Source organism: Azospirillum sp. B21 (genome assembly GCF_008364825.1).
Taxonomy (GTDB): Bacteria; Pseudomonadota; Alphaproteobacteria; order Azospirillales; family Azospirillaceae; genus Azospirillum.
Genome location: NZ_VTTO01000004.1, coordinates 287771 through 304881, shown reverse-complemented (window position 1 = coordinate 304881; position 17111 = coordinate 287771). Strand labels below are relative to the sequence as shown.

The 17111-nt window shown below is 68.7% G+C and carries 15 protein-coding genes; 1 reads left to right on the top strand and 14 read right to left on the bottom strand.

All coding sequences use genetic code 11. The features are described from left to right. The 7 genes from prfA to FZ983_RS12505 form a co-directional block, all read right to left on the bottom strand. Positions 1–1074 carry a peptide chain release factor 1 gene (prfA, locus tag FZ983_RS12535; RefSeq protein ID WP_149223868.1) on the bottom strand — a complete coding sequence of 358 codons (1074 nt, stop codon included), beginning with the start codon at positions 1072–1074 and terminating at the stop codon, positions 1–3. Beyond that, positions 1049–2395: a glutamyl-tRNA reductase gene (gene hemA, locus FZ983_RS12530; protein ID WP_149223867.1), complete on the bottom strand. Its 1347-nt coding sequence runs from the start codon at positions 2393–2395 to the stop codon at positions 1049–1051. Before hemA ends, prfA begins: the two co-directional genes overlap by 26 nt. 37 nt (positions 2396–2432) lie before the next feature. Next, the gene (ispG, locus tag FZ983_RS12525) at positions 2433–3602 is read right to left on the bottom strand and encodes a flavodoxin-dependent (E)-4-hydroxy-3-methylbut-2-enyl-diphosphate synthase (RefSeq protein ID WP_149223866.1); all 1170 of its coding nucleotides are present in this window, start codon (positions 3600–3602) and stop codon (positions 2433–2435) included. A 161-nt stretch (positions 3603–3763) separates the two neighbouring features. Continuing rightward, positions 3764–5041 (bottom strand): helix-turn-helix domain-containing protein, encoded by a 1278-nt coding sequence (locus FZ983_RS12520; protein WP_149223865.1) that lies wholly within the window; start codon positions 5039–5041, stop codon positions 3764–3766. A gap of 189 nt (positions 5042–5230) precedes the next feature. After that, positions 5231–7510 carry a phosphoenolpyruvate--protein phosphotransferase gene (gene ptsP, locus FZ983_RS12515; RefSeq protein ID WP_149224046.1) on the bottom strand — a complete coding sequence of 760 codons (2280 nt, stop codon included), beginning with the start codon at positions 7508–7510 and terminating at the stop codon, positions 5231–5233. Positions 7511–7565: 55 nt separating this feature from the next. Continuing rightward, positions 7566–8663 (bottom strand): nitronate monooxygenase, encoded by a 1098-nt coding sequence (locus FZ983_RS12510; protein ID WP_149223864.1) that lies wholly within the window; start codon positions 8661–8663, stop codon positions 7566–7568. Between the two features lie 53 nt (positions 8664–8716). Next, the gene (locus FZ983_RS12505) at positions 8717–9952 is read right to left on the bottom strand and encodes an aspartate kinase (protein WP_149223863.1); all 1236 of its coding nucleotides are present in this window, start codon (positions 9950–9952) and stop codon (positions 8717–8719) included. A 183-nt stretch (positions 9953–10135) separates the two neighbouring features. Between FZ983_RS12505 and ubiG the strand changes: the two genes are divergently transcribed. Further along, positions 10136–10930, top strand: a complete 795-nt coding sequence (gene ubiG, locus FZ983_RS12500) for a bifunctional 2-polyprenyl-6-hydroxyphenol methylase/3-demethylubiquinol 3-O-methyltransferase UbiG (protein WP_247883729.1) — start codon at positions 10136–10138, stop codon at positions 10928–10930. 161 nt (positions 10931–11091) lie between these two features. On the opposite strand, the gene FZ983_RS12495 is transcribed toward ubiG, so the two are convergent. The 7 genes from FZ983_RS12495 to lptC all read right to left on the bottom strand — a co-directional run bounded on the left by FZ983_RS12495 (position 11092) and on the right by lptC (position 17062). After that, positions 11092–11637, bottom strand: a complete 546-nt coding sequence (locus FZ983_RS12495) for a Uma2 family endonuclease (protein ID WP_149223862.1) — start codon at positions 11635–11637, stop codon at positions 11092–11094. A 152-nt stretch (positions 11638–11789) separates the two neighbouring features. Then, a complete protein-coding gene (ptsN, locus tag FZ983_RS12490; protein ID WP_014249030.1) occupies positions 11790–12248 on the bottom strand; it encodes a PTS IIA-like nitrogen regulatory protein PtsN in 459 nt (152 codons plus the stop codon). Between the two features lie 34 nt (positions 12249–12282). Further along, the gene (gene raiA, locus FZ983_RS12485; protein ID WP_014249031.1) at positions 12283–12873 is read right to left on the bottom strand and encodes a ribosome-associated translation inhibitor RaiA; all 591 of its coding nucleotides are present in this window, start codon (positions 12871–12873) and stop codon (positions 12283–12285) included. A 138-nt stretch (positions 12874–13011) separates the two neighbouring features. Continuing rightward, entirely contained in the window at positions 13012–14628 is a 1617-nt protein-coding gene (gene rpoN, locus FZ983_RS12480; RefSeq protein ID WP_149223861.1) for an RNA polymerase factor sigma-54, read from the bottom strand. Between the two features lie 33 nt (positions 14629–14661). After that, positions 14662–15453, bottom strand: a complete 792-nt coding sequence (lptB, locus tag FZ983_RS12475) for an LPS export ABC transporter ATP-binding protein (RefSeq protein ID WP_149223860.1) — start codon at positions 15451–15453, stop codon at positions 14662–14664. After that, the gene (locus FZ983_RS12470; RefSeq protein WP_149223859.1) at positions 15450–16319 is read right to left on the bottom strand and encodes an LptA/OstA family protein; all 870 of its coding nucleotides are present in this window, start codon (positions 16317–16319) and stop codon (positions 15450–15452) included. The genes lptB and FZ983_RS12470 overlap by 4 nt, the downstream gene beginning before the upstream one ends. Beyond that, positions 16316–17062: an LPS export ABC transporter periplasmic protein LptC gene (gene lptC, locus FZ983_RS12465; protein ID WP_149223858.1), complete on the bottom strand. Its 747-nt coding sequence runs from the start codon at positions 17060–17062 to the stop codon at positions 16316–16318. Before lptC ends, FZ983_RS12470 begins: the two co-directional genes overlap by 4 nt. Positions 17063–17111: the final 49 nt, after the last annotated feature.

Genomic DNA, 17111 nt, shown 5'->3' with positions numbered 1-17111 from the left:
TCACCCCAACTCCGCCAGCCGGGCGGCCTCGTCCTCGGACACCAGCGCGTCGATCAGTTCGTCCAGCGCCTCGCCAGCCATCACCTTGTCGATCTTGTAGAGCGTCAGGTTGATGCGGTGGTCGGTCACGCGCCCTTGCGGGAAATTGTAGGTGCGGATGCGTTCCGAGCGGTCGCCGCTGCCGACCTGGTTCTTGCGGTCGGCGGCGCGGGCGGCGTCCTTCTCGGCGCGTTCGCGGTCGTACAGGCGGGCGCGCAGCACCTTCAGCGCCTTGGCCTTGTTCTTGTGCTGCGACTTCTCGTCCTGCTGGCTCACCACCAAGCCGGTCGGCAGGTGGGTGATGCGGACCGCGCTGTCGGTGGTGTTGACCGACTGGCCGCCGGGGCCGGAGGAGCGGAAGACGTCGATCCGCAGATCCTTCTCGTCGATGTGGATGTCCACCTCCTCCGCCTCGGGCAGCACGGCGACGGTGGCGGCGGAGGTGTGGATGCGGCCCTGCGCCTCGGTCGCCGGCACGCGCTGGACGCGGTGGACGCCCGACTCGAACTTCAGCCGGGCGAACACGCCGCGGCCGGTGATGTTGGCGGTGGCCTCCTTGTAGCCGCCGATGCCGGTCTCGCTGACGTCCATCGCCTCGAACCGCCAGCCATGCAGGCCGGCATAGCGGCGGTACATCTCGAACAGCTCGGCGGCGAACAGGGCGGCCTCGTCGCCGCCGGTGCCGGCGCGCACCTCAAGGATGGCGTTCTTCTCGTCCGCCTCGTCCTTGGGCAGAAGCGAGATCTGCACCTTGCGCTCCAGATCCGGGATGCGCTTGGTCAGGAGGTGGAACTCCTCCTCCGCCATCGCCTTCATCTCGGGGTCGGCGTCGGGAGCGGCGATCATCTCCGCCAGATCGGCGGCCTCGGCGCGGCCCTTCTTCAGCTCCGCGATGGCCTCGGCGATCGGGGTGAGGTCGGCATATTCCTTGGACAGCCGGGCGAAGTCGCCGGACTCGGCAAGGCCGGCCGCAAGCGTGTCGCGCAGCTCGTCGTACCGGGCCATCACCTTATCGAACTTCTCGTCCAGGCTCACGTTGCTCGTCCTTATCCCGTTCAGTCTCTTCGGCCCCATCACAGGCCATGCCGTCCCGCCCGAACCTGTCCAGCCCGAACAGCCGGAACATCAGCCGTTCGGCCGCGGCCCGTTCGGCCAGCCCCTCACCGCTGCCATCGGCGGCCAGCGCGCGCAGCGCTTCCGACGGGGCGTGCAGCAGCCGGTTGACCAGCAGCCGCGTCGCCGACGCCGCGTCCAGATCGCCGTGCCCGGCCAGCAGGCGCCGCCGTTCCGCCTCGAAATGGCTGCGCAGCGCCGCCACGGCAGGCACCGCGGCACGTTCCGCACGGTCGCGGGCGAAGGCGGAAACCGCCTCGTCCACGATCATCCAGGCCGCCTGGGTCGCCGCCTCGCGCCCGACGCGGCCCTGCAGCGCCACCCGCTCCAGATCGGCCAGATCATAGACGAAGGCGCCGTCCATGCCCGCCACCGCCGGATCGACGTCCGCCGGGATGGCGGCATCGACCACGAAGACCGGACGGCGGCGGCGGCGTTTCAGCACCGCCTCCATCATCGGAGCCGTGAGGATATAGCGTCCAAGGCCGGCCGCGGCCACCAGGATATCGGCGCCGGTCATCGCCGTCTCCAGATCGGCCCAGGGGGCGAAATGCCCGTCCAGCCGCCGCGCCGCCGCTTCCGCCCGCCGGTCCACCGGGGCTGCGACCGTCAGCCGCGGCAGCCCGGCATCGCGCAGCCCCTCCAGCACCAGGGCGCCCATATCGCCCAACCCCAGCAGCAGGGCGCCGCAGCGCCGGATGTCGCCGTGCAGGTCGCGCGCCACCTGGATGGCGGCGGCGGCCAACGAGGTGGCGCCCTCCGCGATCGGCGTCTCGCTGCGCACCCGCTTGGCGGCGGCATAGGCGGCCTGCAGCACCGCCTCCAGCTCCGGCCCGGTCATCCCGGCGCCGGCGGCGCTGCGGTGGGCGGCCTTCAACTGGCCCAGGATATGCGGTTCGCCGACGATCTGGCTGTCGAGCGAGCAGGCCACCGCGAACAGGTGGCGCACCGCGTCGATGCCGGTGCGGGTGTAGAGCTGCGGCGCCAGATCGGATGTCGGCAGCCCGACGCGGTCGGCCATCGCCTCGGCGATTGCCAGCGCCGCCTCGTTCGGGCGCTCATGGACCGCCTGAACCTCCACCCGGTCGCAGGTGCTGAGCCACAGCGCCTGCCCCACGCCTGCTGCGCGCAGCCGCTCCAGCATGCCCGCCACTTCCGCCTCGTCGGTGGACAGGCGGTCGCGGACCGCGCCGGAACAGGTCCGGTGGCTGGCGCCGATGACGAGGTAGGAGGTGGTGGTCACGCCGTAGATCGCTGTCCCTGCTTAAAACGGGGGCAGCTTACTCCGCGGCGGGAGCCACGTCTCGGGTGGTTTCCGCTTCGGCGGCTTCCGCCGCTGCTTCCGATGCGGCCTTCGCCGCTTCGATCTCGGCGGCCTTCTTCTCGACCAGACCGACCAGATGCTGGACGATGTCCTGGTCCTTCAGCCGGTGGTCGGTGACGCCGGACAGATAGACCTGATGGGTGTTGTTGCCGCCGCCGGTCAGGCCGATGTCGGTCTCCCGCGCCTCGCCCGGCCCGTTCACGACGCAGCCGATCACCGACAGGGTCAGCGGCGTGGTGATGTGAGCCAGCTTCTGTTCCAGCAGCTCCACCGTCTTGATGACGTTGAAGTTCTGCCGCGCGCAGCTGGGGCAGGAGATGACGGTGACGCCGCGGCGGCGCAGGCCCAGCGACTTCAGGATGTCGTAGCCGACCAGGACCTCTTCCGCCGGATCGGCCGACAGCGAGACGCGCAGCGTGTCGCCGATGCCCGACCACAGCAGCATGCCGAGCCCGATCGACGACTTCACCGTTCCGGCGCGCAGGCCGCCCGCCTCGGTGATGCCGATGTGCAGCGGATAATCGCAGGCCTCGGCCAGCCCCTGATAGGCGGCAACGGCCAGGAAGGCGTCCGACGCCTTCACCGAAATCTTGAACTCGCGGAAGTCGTTGTCTTCCAGGATCTTCGCGTGGTTCAGCGCGCTTTCGACCATCGCCTCCGGGCAGGGCTCGCCGTATTTCTCCAGCAGATCCTGCTCCAGCGAGCCGGCATTGACGCCGATGCGCATCGAACAGCCATGATCCTTGGCCGCCTTCACCACCTCGCGCACCCGTTCGGCCGAGCCGATGTTGCCGGGGTTGATGCGCAGGCAGGCCGCCCCGCTCTCCGCCGCCTCGATGGCGCGCTTGTAGTGGAAATGGATGTCGGCGACGATCGGCACCTTCACCTGTTGCACGATGTCCTTCAGCGCCAGCGCCGACTCGCGGTCGGGGCAGGAGACGCGGACGATGTCCGCCCCCACCCGCTCGGCCGCCTGGATCTGCTCCACCGTCGCCTTGACGTCGGTGGTCGGCGTGTTGGTCATGGTCTGGACCGAGATCGGCGCGTCGCCGCCGACCAACACGTTGCCGACGCGAATCTGGCGCGATTTGCGGCGAAGGATCTGGCGGTAGGCGCGCACGGTCATCTCAGGTCAGCCTCTGGACAGCGAAACAATCCCGGGAATGGGGGCCGGAAGCCGCATCCTAGCGCAGCCGGCGTCAGGCCAGAAGTGCGGTCCGGCGCCCCGGTTTCAAGATCGGGTATTCAAGCCATGCAATTAAGCGGGCCATGCAGGATGGCGCGGGCTCAGCGCCGCACCACCCCGTTGCCGTCGATGGCGACATCGCGCAGAACCTGCCCGACGGAGCCCAGCGGCGGGCTTTCGCCGCCATCGGCCATCACCACCAGACCGCCGGCATTGCCGGTGCGGATCTTCACGTTGGGCTTGTCGGGAACGCGGAAGGTATCGCCCGGCTTCAGCACGCGGGTGAAGACGATCTCGCTGCCGTCGCGCACCTGAAGCCAGCTTTCCTGGGTCGCCTTCAGGACCAGCTTCGCATTGGTGTTCAGCGTGCCATACACCTTGCCGTTGGCCGGCACCGTCGCCGTCGGCGCGGCCGGTGCGGCTGGCGGATTGGCCGCGGCGTTCAGCGGGGTCGGGTCCTGTGGCGACGCCTCCTCGTCATCCTCCGGCGGCGGAGCCGGAACGTTGACGATGGCTTGTCCGCCGGTCTGCCCAGGAACCTGCCCGGCGGCCTGGTTGGTGGATGGCGCGTTGGCGGAGGGCAGCGGCGACTGTGCCGGCGGCAGCACCGCGGGCGGAACGGCCGCGACGGCCGGCGGCTTGCCGGCAGCCGTCGAAGCGGCCGGCGCCGGAGCGGTCGGGGCGGTCCCCTGCGGCGGCTTCGCGGCGGCACCCGGAGCGGCAGCTCCCGGAGCAGGGGCGCCCGCCGCGGGGGCGGGAGCCGCCGGAGCCGCGGCAGTTGGCGGGGCGGCGGGCGTGGCCGGGGCGGTGGCGATCACCGGCGCGGGAACCGACGGCTCCGCTCCCGGCTGTGCCCCGGTGCCGGCCTGCTCGGGCGCCGGGGCGGCTGGCTTGGACGGCACGCCGTCCAGCAGCGAGACCAGCCGGTCCGGCAGGGTCGGCACCAGATCGGTCACCGTCCGGTCGGTCGCCGACAGATAATACCAGCCGCCATAGACGATGCCGGCCAGAACCAGAGTGCCCAGCAGCAGCGTCCCGCCCGAGGCGCGCCCCCCTTCGGCCGCCGGGGTCGGCAGGTACAGTTCCTGCCGGCGGACGGTGCCGGCCGCCTCGTCCTTGTAGCGGGTGACGACGGTGTCGGGATCCAGCCCCAGGCACTCGGCGTAGGACCGCAGGAAGCCGATGGCGTAGGTGCTGCCCGGCAGCTCGTCGAACCGCCCTTCCTCGATCGCCAGCAGATACGGATAACGGATGCGCAGCATCGCCGCGACATCGCGCAGGTCGTAGCCGTGCGCCATGCGCGTGGAGCGCAGGGTCTCGGAGACGGAGGGGCCGGGCGGAGCCGGGTCGAAATCGTCGAAAACCTTGCGCTTGGCCATGGGCTCGCCATCTGCTCGCAACTAGCGCGCACGCCGAAAGTCATGCGCAACCGGGGCATCCGTGCGGATGCAACAAGCGGAATGGGTACGACATGCCGCCCCCGCGGCGCAACCGCAATGACCGCGGGTCAGGGGTTGCGGGTCGTGACAAGTGGCCTGGGGAGTAGCCTTGGGGGCTAGGTTGGCCCCTCAGATCAGAACCCCGTGATCCTTGGCGAAGGTCTTCAGCTTGTCGCGCAGGCTGTGGTCGGCGCCGGTGTAGAGCCCGCTCATGTACTGCCGCAGCGCCCCGACGTCCATCGAACGCAGCATGGTCTTCACCGGACCGACCGACGGCGGCGACATCGACAGGGTGCGGAAGCCGACGCCGATCAGCGCCATGGCGTCCAGCGGCCGGCCGGCCATCTCGCCGCAGATGCTCAGCGACACCTTGTGCCTGGCGCACTCGTCCACCAGCCGCCGCAGCACGCACAGCATCGACGGCGACAGCGGGTCGTAGCGGGTGGAGGTGCGCGGGTTGCCGCGGTCGGCGGCGAACAGATACTGGGTCAGGTCGTTGGAGCCGACCGACAGGAAATCCAGCCGCGGCAACAGCGCAGGAAGTTGCCACAACAGCGACGGCACCTCGATCATCGTGCCGACGCGCAGACCGCTCGGTGGGTCGATGCCCTGGGCGGCCAGCCGCTTCAGCTCCAGATCCAGCAGGCGGCGGGCGCCGTCGAACTCCGCCACTTCGGCGATCATCGGGAACATCACCGACAGCGGCCGGCCGGCGGCGGCCAGCAGCAGCGCGCGCAACTGCTGGCGCAGCAGCGACGGGTGGTCCAGCCCGATGCGCACCGCGCGCCAGCCCAGCGCCGGGTTCTCCTCCTCGCCGCCGGTCATGTAGGGCAGCATCTTGTCGCCGCCGACATCCAGCGTGCGGAAGACGATCGGCTTGTCGCCGACCTCGTCCAGGATGCGGGAATAGAGGTCGGTCTGGGCCTTCACGTCGGGATACGACGCCCGGACCATGAAAGGGATTTCGGTGCGGTAGAGCCCGACTCCCTCGGCACCGCTGGCGGTCAGATGCGGCAGGTCGATCAGCAGGCCGCAGTTCAGCTGGATGGAGATCGGCACCCCGTCGCGCGTCACCGAAGGCAGGTTGCGGATCTCCGCATACATCTGCTCCTTGCGGTGCTGCAACGCGACCGCCTCGGCGAAGGCCATCTGGATGTCTTCGGCCGGGCGGATGAAGACCTGCCCATGGTCGCCGTCGACGATCAGCTGGTCCAGCGGCTCGATCCGGTTCAGCGCGTCGGCCGCCTGCACCACCGGGATGTTCAGCGCGCGGGCGACGATGCAGACATGGCTGGCCGGCGACCCTTCCTCCAGCAGCAGGCCACGCAGCCGGGTGCGGTCGTAATCCAGCAGTTCCGCCGGCCCCATGGAGCGGGCGACCAGGATCATGTCGTCCGGCAGGGTGGCCCCGTCGGTGCCGCTGGTCTTGCCGGCCAGATGTTGCAGCAACCTGTTGGTCAGGTCCTCGAAATCCATCAGCCGTTCCCGGATATAGGGATCGGTCAGATGGCTCATGCGGGCGCGGGTGTCGTTCTGCACCTGCTGCACCGCCGCTTCCGCCGTCAGGCCGACGCGGATCGCCTCGCGGATGCGCGACAGCCAGCCGCGGTCCTCGGCGAACATCCGGTAGGTTTCCAGGATGTCGCGCGGTTCGCTCAAGCCCGCCAGCGACGCCGCTTCCAGCAGATCGTCGATGGCGCTGTGCATGGTCTGAAGCGCGGTGTTGAAGCGCTCCAGCTCGGCGTCGGCGTCCTCCGCCACCATCTGGCGGACGGTCAGCTGCGGCCGGTGGATGACGGCCAGCCCCATGGCCAGCCCGGCGCTCATCGCCGTGCCGGACAGGCGGGCGGGCAGCAGCACGGGATCGCCGGTGGTGGTGACCTCCACCGGGTTGACCAGTTCGCTCTGGGCCACCAGTTCGGCGACGACCATGGCGATGGTCTGGAGGGTTTCGACCTCCTCCTCGACATAGCGGCGGCGGTCCTTGTGCTGGATCACCAGCACGCCGCGCACCTTGCTGCCGCGCAGGATCGGCACGCCCGCCAGCGACTGGAACGGGTCCTCCCCCGTTTCCGGGCGGTAGGCGAAGCTGGGGTGGGAGGGTGCGTTGTCCAGCGCGACCGGACGGGCGTGGCCGGCGATGTAGCCGACGATGCCCTCGCCCACCCTGAGCCGGGTGTTGTGGACGGCGGTCTTGTTCAGGCCTTCGGTGGAGAACAGCTCCAGCACCTCGCCGGCCCGCATGATGTAGCAGGAGCAGACGTCGGCCTTCATCTCCGCCGCGATCAGCGTGACGATCTTGTCCAGCCGGTCCTGCCCCGACCCCGATCCGGCCATGATGTCGCGCAGCCGGGCGAGCAGCCGGCGCGACGAGGTGCCGTCGAACCGGGGATGCATGCCCCCGCCCATACCGCCGCCCATACCACCATCGCCGGCTGCCGTGTCGAGGGTGTCCGTCATATCGCTACAGCGCTCCCACGGGCGGCTCCGCCATCACTCCCGCCACTTCCCCCAACGATGCCTCATCACTCGCCCGCCGTGCCAGCGCCGATTCGGCCTGGGCGATCAATTCGGCAAGGATGTCCGCCACCGGTTGTTCGCGGGTGACCAGACCGACGCTCTGCCCGGCCATGAGGGAGCCGTTCTCCACGTCGCCCTCGATGACCGCGCGGCGCAGCGCACCGGCCCAGAAATGTTCGATCTCCAGCATGCCTTCGTCGCGGCTCATGACGCCGGAGTCGACCCTGGCGATGATGTCGCGCTGGAATTCCATGAAGCGCTTCGATGCCTCGTTCGCCAGCGCCCGCACCGGGATCACCGGAAAGCGCGGGTCGATCTGCACCGAGGGCTGGGCGTCGCGGGCGGAGGCCCGGATGAAGGCCTGCTTGAAATTGGGATGGGCCACGCATTCGGTGGCGCAGACGAAGCGGGTGCCGACCTGCACGCCGGCCGCCCCCAGTTCCAGATAGGAGAGGATGGCCTCGCCCCGGCCGATGCCGCCGGCGACGAACACCGGCACCTCGCGCAGGTCGGGCAGGATTTCCTGGGCCAGCACGGTGGTGGAGACCGGACCGATATGGCCGCCGGCCTCGGTTCCCTCGATCACCAGTGCGTCGGCGCCCTGCTTCACCAGCCGGCGGCCGGCCCCCAGCGTGGGGGCAAAGGCCATCGCCCTGGCCCCGCCGTCCTTGATGCGGCGCAGGGTGGCGCCGGTCGGCAGGCCGCCGGCGACGACCACATGGCCGACGCCCTGCTCGCGGCAGACATCGATCAGCTGGTCCAGCGCCGGGTGCATGTTGATGACGTTGACGCCGAACGGCTTGTCGGTCAGCGCCCGGGTGCCGGCGATCTCCACCGCCAGCTGGTCCGGGGCCATCGAGCCGCAGGCCAGCACGCCGAAACCGCCGGCGTTGGAGATGGCGGAGACGAGGTGGCGTTCCGACACCCAGCTCATGGCTCCGCCCATCACGGCGGTGCGGGTGCCGAGGAAGTCCCGGCCCCGCTGCCAGAGCCGGTCGAGCCGGGCCGATGCTGCCGCCGCGTATGATGTGGCGTCGGTCATGGCCGGCCCTTTCCTGCTGTTGCGGTCCCCGGCACCCGGGTCCCCACCTGCACTCAGGCGGCGTCCAGGCCGTAGGCGGTGTGCAGGGCGCGCAGCGCCAGCTCCGCATACTCTTCGGCGATCAGGACCGAAATCTTGATCTCCGAGGTCGAGATGACCTGGATGTTGATGCCCTTGTCGGCCAGCGCCTTGAACATGCGCTGGGCGACGCCGGCGTGGCTGCGCATGCCGACGCCGATGACCGACACCTTGACCACGTTGGCATCGGACACGATGCGCTTGTAGTTCAGGGTGGACTGCGCGTCCTCCAGCACCTTCACGCCGCGGGCCAGATCGGCCTTGCCGACGGTGAAGGTCATGTCGGTGGACTTGCCGTCTTCCGACACGTTCTGGACGATCATGTCGACGTTGACGGCGTTGTCGGTCAGCGGACCGAAGATGGCGGCGGCGACGCCCGGCTGGTCGGCGACGCCCACCAGGGTGATCTTCGCCTCGTCGCGGCTGTAGGCGATGCCGCTAACAACTTCCTTTTCCACGATCTCGTCCTCGTCAACAACCAGGGTTCCGGGAAGCGAGCTGCCCGCCGCCGCTTCGAAGCTGGACAGCACCTGCACGCGCACGCGGTGGTTCATCGCCATCTCAACCGAGCGGGTCTGAAGCACCTTAGCCCCCTGCGAGGCCAGCTCGAGCATCTCCTCATAGGTGATCTTGTCGAGCTTGCGCGCCTTGGAGACGATGCGCGGGTCGGTGGTGTAGACGCCGTCGACGTCGGTGTAGATGTCGCAGCGGTCGGCCTTCACCGCCGCAGCCAGCGCCACCGCCGAGGTGTCGGAGCCGCCGCGGCCCAGCGTGGTGATGCGGCCCTCGTTCGACACGCCCTGGAAGCCCGCGACCACGGCGACTTCGCCGGTCTGCAGGGACTTTTCCATCTCGCTGGTGTCGATGGAGACGATGCGCGCTTTGCCGTGCGTGTCGTCGGTGCGGATCGGAATCTGCCAGCCCGCCCAGGAGCGGGCGGGAATGCCGAGCGACTGCAGGGCGACGGCCAGGAGACCGGAGGTCACCTGCTCGCCGCTGGCGACGACCGCGTCGTATTCGCGCGCGTCATGCAGCTTGTCGATGTCGTTGCAATATTTGACGAGCTGGTTGGTCACGCCGGACATCGCCGACACGACGACGGCGACCTGATGCCCCGCCTTGACTTCCTGCTCGACCTTCCGGGCCACGTTCTTGATGCGGTCGATGTCGCCGACCGACGTGCCTCCGAACTTCAGGACGATCCGCGCCATACCTCACACCATGTCTGGCCGCCCGGTCATGCCATCTGGATCATGCCATCTGGATCATGCGGGTCGGCGGAGCGCACCCCCGCTCCACCGTTGCCGGCGCGGGGCGGCGTATCCATACTCCGTCAGTGGAAGCGAGGCAAGTTGCCCGCACCCGTCCCGCCACCCTGTTTACGGATTTTCACCATGACCGCCTCATCCTCCGCCTTCCCGCACGCGTCCGCAACCGCTCCGGCGGGTGGAGTCGGGGGTGGAACCGTGGACCCGGAGGATGTCGCCCGCTTCTCCGCCATCGCCGCCGAGTGGTGGGATCCGACCGGCAAGTTCAAGCCGCTGCACCGGCTGAACCCGCTGCGCCTGACCTACATCCGCGATGCCGTGTGCAAGCGTTTGGGCCGCGACCCCCTGGCGCCCAATCCGCTGGCAGGCCTGCGCGTGGTCGACATCGGCTGCGGCGGCGGCCTGCTGGCCGAACCGATCGCGCGGATGGGCGCCACCGTGGTCGGCGTCGACGCGTCGGAGAAGAACATCAAGACCGCCGCCACCCATGCCGCCGAGACCGGCACGACCGTCGACTACCGGGCCACCACCGCCGAGGCATTGGCGGCCAGCGGCGAAAAGTTCGACGTGGTGCTGGCGATGGAGGTGATCGAACATGTCGCCGACGTGAACCTGTTCGTGAAGTCGCTGTCCGACCTGCTGGCCCCCGGCGGCGTCCTGTTCCTGGCGACGCTGAACCGCACGCCGAAATCCTTCGCTCTCGCCATCGTCGGGGCGGAGTACATCCTGCGCTGGCTGCCGCGCGGCACCCACAACTGGCGCCAGTTCCTGCGCCCGTCCGAACTGAACGCCGCCGTACGCACGTACGGGCTGAGCGTACGCGACCTGACCGGCATCACGTACAACCCGCTGAGCGACGAGTTCCGCCTGAACGCGCGCGATCTGGACGTGAACTACATGGGCTGGGCGGAGCGGGGATGAGGACCGCCGCTCGACCAAAGACGATGCCTCCTCGCCTCGACCGTCATCCCCGCGAAGGCCGGAATCCAGCCGTCTCAGGGACTTGAACCGCAAGCCTGGATCCCCGCCTTCGCGGGGATGACGACCGAAGAGAGTGCGCTTTTATAGAGCGCGGCTTGCTTTCAGTCCTCGTACACAGATTCCAGAGGAACGGTCAGGTCCAGAGAGGCCAGCATGACCGGCCCGTCGCGCACCACGTCGACGGTCCAGCCGGCACCGTCGCGGCGGTACACCTCCACCAGGCGTTCGGTCTGCGAGACCAGGACGATTTCGCGCAAAGACGGAATTTTCTGGTAGTTGGTCCGCTTCTCGCGGCGGTCGATGGCCTCGGTGCTGTCGGAGAGAACCTCCACGACCAGCACCGGGTCCTTGACCACATAGGGATCGTCGTCGCCACCGGCGCAGGTCGCGACGAGGTCGGGATAGTAGAAGGCGTTCGCCGCCTCCACCCTGACCTTCACGTCATTGGCGTAAGCCTGGCAACCGCGGGCGCGGGCGGCCTGCCGCAGGGCGACGAACAGGTTGCCGACGATGGTCGCATGCCGGCGGCTCGCCCCGACCATGGCGAAGATCTCGCCGTCGACATACTCATGGCGGGCCTCAGCCGTCCGCTCGGCGGCGAGATAGTCCTGCGGCGAAATCCACGGCTTGCGCGATATGCCCGCCATGGCCTTGGCCCCCGTTGGTCGTGTCGGCTTGTCGGTATCCTACCAGCCCGTCCGGCCCCACACCACTTGGTGCATCCGACCCGAAAGAAAAAGGGCCGCGCACAGCCCGTGCAGCGGCCCTTTCGGCATCCTGTTCCCGCACTGGCGGCCGGTCAGTTGGACGGGCTCGGCTCGTGCTGGGTCAGAAGCGCGTACATCGCGTCGCCGGATTGGGCTCCGCGCAGCTTTTCGCACATGGACTGGTCCCGCAGAAGGCGCGAGACGCGGGCCAGAGCCTTCAGATGGTCGGCACCCGCCTGTTCCGGGGCGAGGAGGAGGAAGATCAGATCGACCGGCTGCTCATCGATCGCGTCGAAATCGATGGGCCGCTCCAAGCGGGCGAAGACGCCGTGGACGCGGTCCAGGCTGGACAGCTTGCCGTGCGGGATGGCGATGCCATGGCCCACGCCGGTCGTGCCCAGCCTTTCGCGCTCCAGAAGCACGTCGAAGATCGCCCGCTCGTGCTGACCGGTCAGCTCGGACGCTTTGCGCGCCATCTCCTGCAGGGCCTGCTTCTTGTTGCTGGCCTTCAGGTTCGGGAGGATGGCGTGCGGAGAGATGAGGTCGAGCATGACGCTTCTAGACCAGGGGTACGGGTCGGCGCCGTCAGGCGCCGGCCTTCTCCGCCGGATCGACCCAGCCGATGTTCCCGTCGGCGCGGCGATAGACCATGTTCAGGCGGCCATGCGCACCGTTGTGGAACATCAGGGCGGGGGCCTGCGCCAGCTCCAGGCGCATCACCGCCTCGCTGACCGACAGGGTGGCGATGCTCGTCTCCATCTCCGCCACGACCATCGGCTGATGGGCGCCGTCGGCAACCGTCTCGACCTCGTCATGCTGCTCGTCGGCGTCGGCCTCCAGCACGCGGTAGTTCGCGGGCATGGCGGCGCCGTTCTCGGCCGCGTGGTGGTCGCGCAGGCGGCGCTTGTAGCGGCGCAGGCGCTTCGCCAGCTTCTCGCAGGCGATGTCGAAGGCCGGATACGGCTCGGTGGCGTCACCGGCACTCTGCAGCATGATGCCGCGGCCCACATGGGCCTGGATGTCTGCCTTGTAGAGGTGCGCGTCCTTGGTCAGGATCACGGTCGCTTCGATCGGCTTGTCGAAGTACTTGCCGACGACGGCGCTCAGGCTATCGGCCACATGGGTGCGCAGAGCGTCGCCCACGTCGAGCTGCTTGCCTTTGACGGTGAGTTGCATGGTGGAACGTTTCCAAAAAATTGGTCCGCTGGGGACGGTGTAGAGACGACGTGTGGAGATGCGGTCCACCGCGTGCGGGCCGGGACGATAGGCAAGGGCTATCGGACTGTCAATCGAGCCCTCCCCCGCCCGACCTGCCTACATGCGTGACATCTTGGCACGGCGTCGCTGCACCGATGACGGTATTTTCATCGCTTCACGATACTTCGCGACCGTCCTTCGCGCAATGTCGATCCCTTCGGCACGGAGAATCTCCACCAGTTTGTCGTCCGACAGCACGTCGTCCGGCTTCTCGGCATCGATCATCGTCTTGATGCGGTGCCGAACCGCTTCGGCGGAGTGGGAGGCTTGGCCGTCAGCACTCTGGATGGCGGAGGTGAAGAAGTATTTCAGCTCGAAGACGCCACGCGGAGTCGCCATGAACTTGTTGGTGGTGACGCGGCTGACGGTGCTCTCATGCATGCCGATGGCCTCGGCGATGTCGCGCAGGATCAGCGGCCGCAGGTGTGAGACGCCATGGATGAAGAAGGCATCCTGCTGGCGGATGATCTCGCTCGCCACCTTCAGGATGGTGGTGGCGCGCTGGTGCAGCGACTTGACCAGCCAGTTCGCCGACTGGAACCGCTCGGAGAGATACTCCTTGTCGGCCTTCGACTTGGCGCTGTCGGAGATGCGGGCGAAATAGCGGTGGTTGACCAGCACCCGCGGCAGCGTGTCCGGGTTCAGGTCGATCAGCCAGCCGCCGCCGGGATTGGCGCGCATCAGGATGTCGGGGGTGACCAGCTGGGCCGGGGTATGGTCGAAGGCCAGCGCCGGCTTCGGGTTCAGCTTGCGGATGTCGGCGACCATGTCGGCGACGTCCTCGGCATCGACGCCGCAGACCTTCATGATGGCAGGCAGGTTGCGGGCGGCCAGAAGCTCCAGGTTGTCGAGCAGCGCCGCCATCGCCGGGTCCAGCCGGTTCTTCTCGCGCAGCTGGATCGCCAGGCATTCCTTCAGCGACCGCGCGAAGATGCCGGGCGGGTCGAAGCGCTGGCAGGCGGCCAGAACCCGCTCCACCCGGTCCGCCCCGCAGCCCAGCTGCTCGGCCAGCGCCTGGGCGTCGAAGCCGACCAGCCAGCCGGCCTCGTCCAGCATGTCGATCAGGGCCAGCCCGATCAGCTGGTCGCCCAGGTCGGGCAGGTCGATCTTCAGCTGCTCGGTCAGGTGGTCGCGCAGGTTCTTTTCGCTGGTCAGCGTCGCTTCGAGGTTGCTGTCGTCATCGTCGAAGCCGCTGCGTCCGCCGCGCTCGCCATAGGCCCCGTAGACCTCGCTGCCGCCGTCCGACCCGTCGGAAAAGCGGTCGTCGCCGTAGACATTCTCGAAATCGGTGTCGAGCGGCGCCTCCGACGAAGAGGCCAGCGTGTCGGAGGACGTCATCTCCACCGTGTCGCGGGTGCGCCCGTCGGACGGGGCCAGACCCGGCCCGTCGTCGCGGCCGTTCAGCCCGTCGATGCTGAGGCCGTTCGCCTCCATGCCGCCGGGACCGTCGAGCCCACCCGGCGCCTCGCCGCCGGCCCCGTCGCCCACAGGGTCGCTGCCGCCGTCACCGGGGCCGCTGTCGCGCTCCAGCAGAGGGTTCTGCTCGATCTCGCGGTCGACGAAGTCCGACAGTTCGATGTTCGACAACTGCAGCAGCTTGATCGCCTGCTGCAGCTGCGGCGTCATCACCAGGGTCTGGGCTTGTCGAAGGTCGAGACGTTGAGCAAGCGCCATGGCTGTTGAACCGGGACCAGTGGAAACGGAGGGCTACAGACTGAACCGGTCGCCGAGATAGACCCGACGCACGCCCTCGTGCGCCACGATCTCGTCCGGTTGTCCCTCCATTAGTACCACACCATCGTGCAAAATATATGCCCGATCGACGAGGTCGAGCGTTTCACGCACGTTGTGGTCGGTGATCAGCACGCCGATGCCGCGGTCGCGCAGATGTCCGACCAGTTCGCGGATGTCGTTCACCGCGATGGGGTCGATGCCGGCCAGCGGCTCGTCCAGCAGAATGAAGTGCGGCTGGCCGGCCAGGGCGCGGGCGATCTCCACGCGCCGCCGCTCGCCGCCCGACAGCGCCAGTGCCGGCGAGCGGCGCAGATGCGTCACCGAGAATTCGGCCAGAAGTTCGTCCAGCATCGCCTCGCGCGCGTCGCGGTCGCTCTCCACCACCTCCAGCACGGAGCGGATGTTGTTCTCCACCGTCATGCCGCGGAAGATCGAGGCCTCCTGCGGCAGATAGCCGATGCCGAGCCGGGCGCGGCGGTACATCGGCAGCGCGGTGATGTCCTGGCCGTCCAGCGTGATCGTGCCGGAGTCTGCGGCGATCAGGCCGGTGATCATGTAGAAGCAGGTGGTCTTGCCGGCGCCGTTGGGGCCGAGCAGCCCCACCGCCTCGCCGCGCTGGACGCTGATCGAGACGTCGCGCACCACCGGCCGCTTCTTGAAGGACTTGCCGAGATGCTGCGCCACCAGCCCTTCGACCGGGACGGATGCTGCGGGAGTGCTGCCGGCGGGGGCGGCGCCGGGTCCGTTGGCGGTCAGCACGGTCACGGCTTCTTGCCTGCCGCGCCGGGCTGGTCGCCGGCCTTCTCGGCGGGGATCAGCAGGCCGCTGACCCGGCCGCCGGCATCGCGGCCGGCAATGACGCGGTTGATCTTGGTGTTCATGTTCATCTCGGCGGCTTCGCCGTTCAGCTGGTTGTCGCCGCGGGTGATGCGGACATTGCCGATCAGCACCGCGACATTGTCGGCCACCGAATAGACCAGCTTGTCCGACAGCGCCACATCGCTGGGCGTGGTGACGATGACGCTGCCGGAGCCGTCGATCCGCTCCATCTGGGTGGTGCCGTCCGGCAGCTTCTTCAGCCGGCCGATCAGCACGTCGGCGCGCAGCCGGTCGGTGCCGCGCACCGCCACCGCGTCGCCGCGCGCCACCGTCAACTCGCGCGCCTCGTAATATTCCAGGCTGTCGCGGGCGGTGATCACGTCCTTGGTGGTGACCAGCTTCAGATCCTTGCCGGTGACGACGGCGACCTGCTTGTCGACGTCATAGACGCCATGGTCGCCGAACACCTGCTGGGTCGGGCTGACGATGCGGACATTGCCGTCGGCCACCAGCTGGAACACCTCGTTCCCCTTGCCGGGCACCTCGCGGTAATAGGCGGTCAGCACGTCGGCGAAGACGGTCGAGTCGTTGCGCTTGGCCGAGGCGTTGCCGCGCGCCACATAGGCGCGCACGTCCTGGTGCCATTCGATCGCCTGGTCGGCGTTGATTTCCACCGGCTGCTTGCCGCCCATGCCGGGCAGGCCCTGGGCCATGGCGGGAGCGGCGAGCAGCAGCCCGGCGGCCAGCGCCGCGGCGGCCGGGATCGCCGACAGGGAGAAAACGGTTCTGGACGGCGACCGTTTGGACGTCACGGCTTCTTGCTCCCTGGGCGTTCGGCGGCCTGGACCTCGGCCTTCGACTGGTTGAGGAAGACGACATTCTTGCCGCGGTCCGTCATGCGGAAGCCCTTGGCGTTGATTTCGCCCTGCGGACCCTGGCCGGCCACCGCCTGATCGCCCCAGGCGTTGCCCTTGCGGATGTCGGCCTCGGCCTCGCTGGTGGTGAATTCGTTGCCGTCGTCGCGCAGGACATGGACGTTGCCGCGCATCAGCAGGATGCCGGTGACCTGATTGTACCAGCCCTTGTCGGACCGCATGGTCACCCAGGTGCCGGTGCTCTCGGTCATCTCGGCCTGCGGGTCGTCCAGCAGGACGATGTCGGGCTGGTCGGTCGATTTGTCGGCCTTGGCCGCCACCAGCGAGAAGGGCTGGTTGTGTTCGTCCAGACTGAAATAGCGCGGCTTCAGCATCTCGCTCTGCCCGGCATCGGCGGAAATGCGCGGAGTCGGCGGACTGTTCAGGGACGGCCAGGCGGCCAGCAGTGCCATCATCGCCAGCGCCGCCGCCGGAAGCGCGAACTTCAAGGCCGAGACGAAACGGCTGTGGAACCGGCTGACCGGGCGCGTGTCGCGCCGCCGGTGCGCGCGCAGCACGGCCGGCGGCTCCGCCGGGCCCTGGGCGGGAGCGGACGCGCGGCGGTCCTGCCCGGTTGCAGACGGTGCTGCAGGCGGGGCGGTTCCGGTGCGGTCGGGGCTGCGCAGGTCGTCCAGGCTCAACTCTCTGTCCCTCCGGCTCGGCGCTTGGCTTCCATAATGGACAAGAACG

What these genes read in the sequence shown, in the direction of transcription:
- ispG (WP_149223866.1), bottom strand. Translation starts at nt 3,602, where the DNA reads ATGACCGTGCGCGCCTACCGCCAGATCCTTCGCCGCAAATCGCGCCAG.
- FZ983_RS12520 (WP_149223865.1), bottom strand. Translation starts at nt 5,041, where the DNA reads ATGGCCAAGCGCAAGGTTTTCGACGATTTCGACCCGGCTCCGCCCGGC.
- ptsP (WP_149224046.1), bottom strand. Translation starts at nt 7,510, where the DNA reads ATGGGCGGGGGCATGCATCCCCGGTTCGACGGCACCTCGTCGCGCCGG.
- FZ983_RS12510 (WP_149223864.1), bottom strand. Translation starts at nt 8,663, where the DNA reads ATGACCGACGCCACATCATACGCGGCGGCAGCATCGGCCCGGCTCGAC.
- FZ983_RS12505 (WP_149223863.1), bottom strand. Translation starts at nt 9,952, where the DNA reads ATGGCGCGGATCGTCCTGAAGTTCGGAGGCACGTCGGTCGGCGACATC.
- ubiG (WP_247883729.1), top strand. Translation starts at nt 10,136, where the DNA reads ATGACCGCCTCATCCTCCGCCTTCCCGCACGCGTCCGCAACCGCTCCG.
- FZ983_RS12495 (WP_149223862.1), bottom strand. Translation starts at nt 11,637, where the DNA reads ATGGCGGGCATATCGCGCAAGCCGTGGATTTCGCCGCAGGACTATCTC.
- ptsN (WP_014249030.1), bottom strand. Translation starts at nt 12,248, where the DNA reads ATGCTCGACCTCATCTCTCCGCACGCCATCCTCCCGAACCTGAAGGCC.
- raiA (WP_014249031.1), bottom strand. Translation starts at nt 12,873, where the DNA reads ATGCAACTCACCGTCAAAGGCAAGCAGCTCGACGTGGGCGACGCTCTG.
- rpoN (WP_149223861.1), bottom strand. Translation starts at nt 14,628, where the DNA reads ATGGCGCTTGCTCAACGTCTCGACCTTCGACAAGCCCAGACCCTGGTG.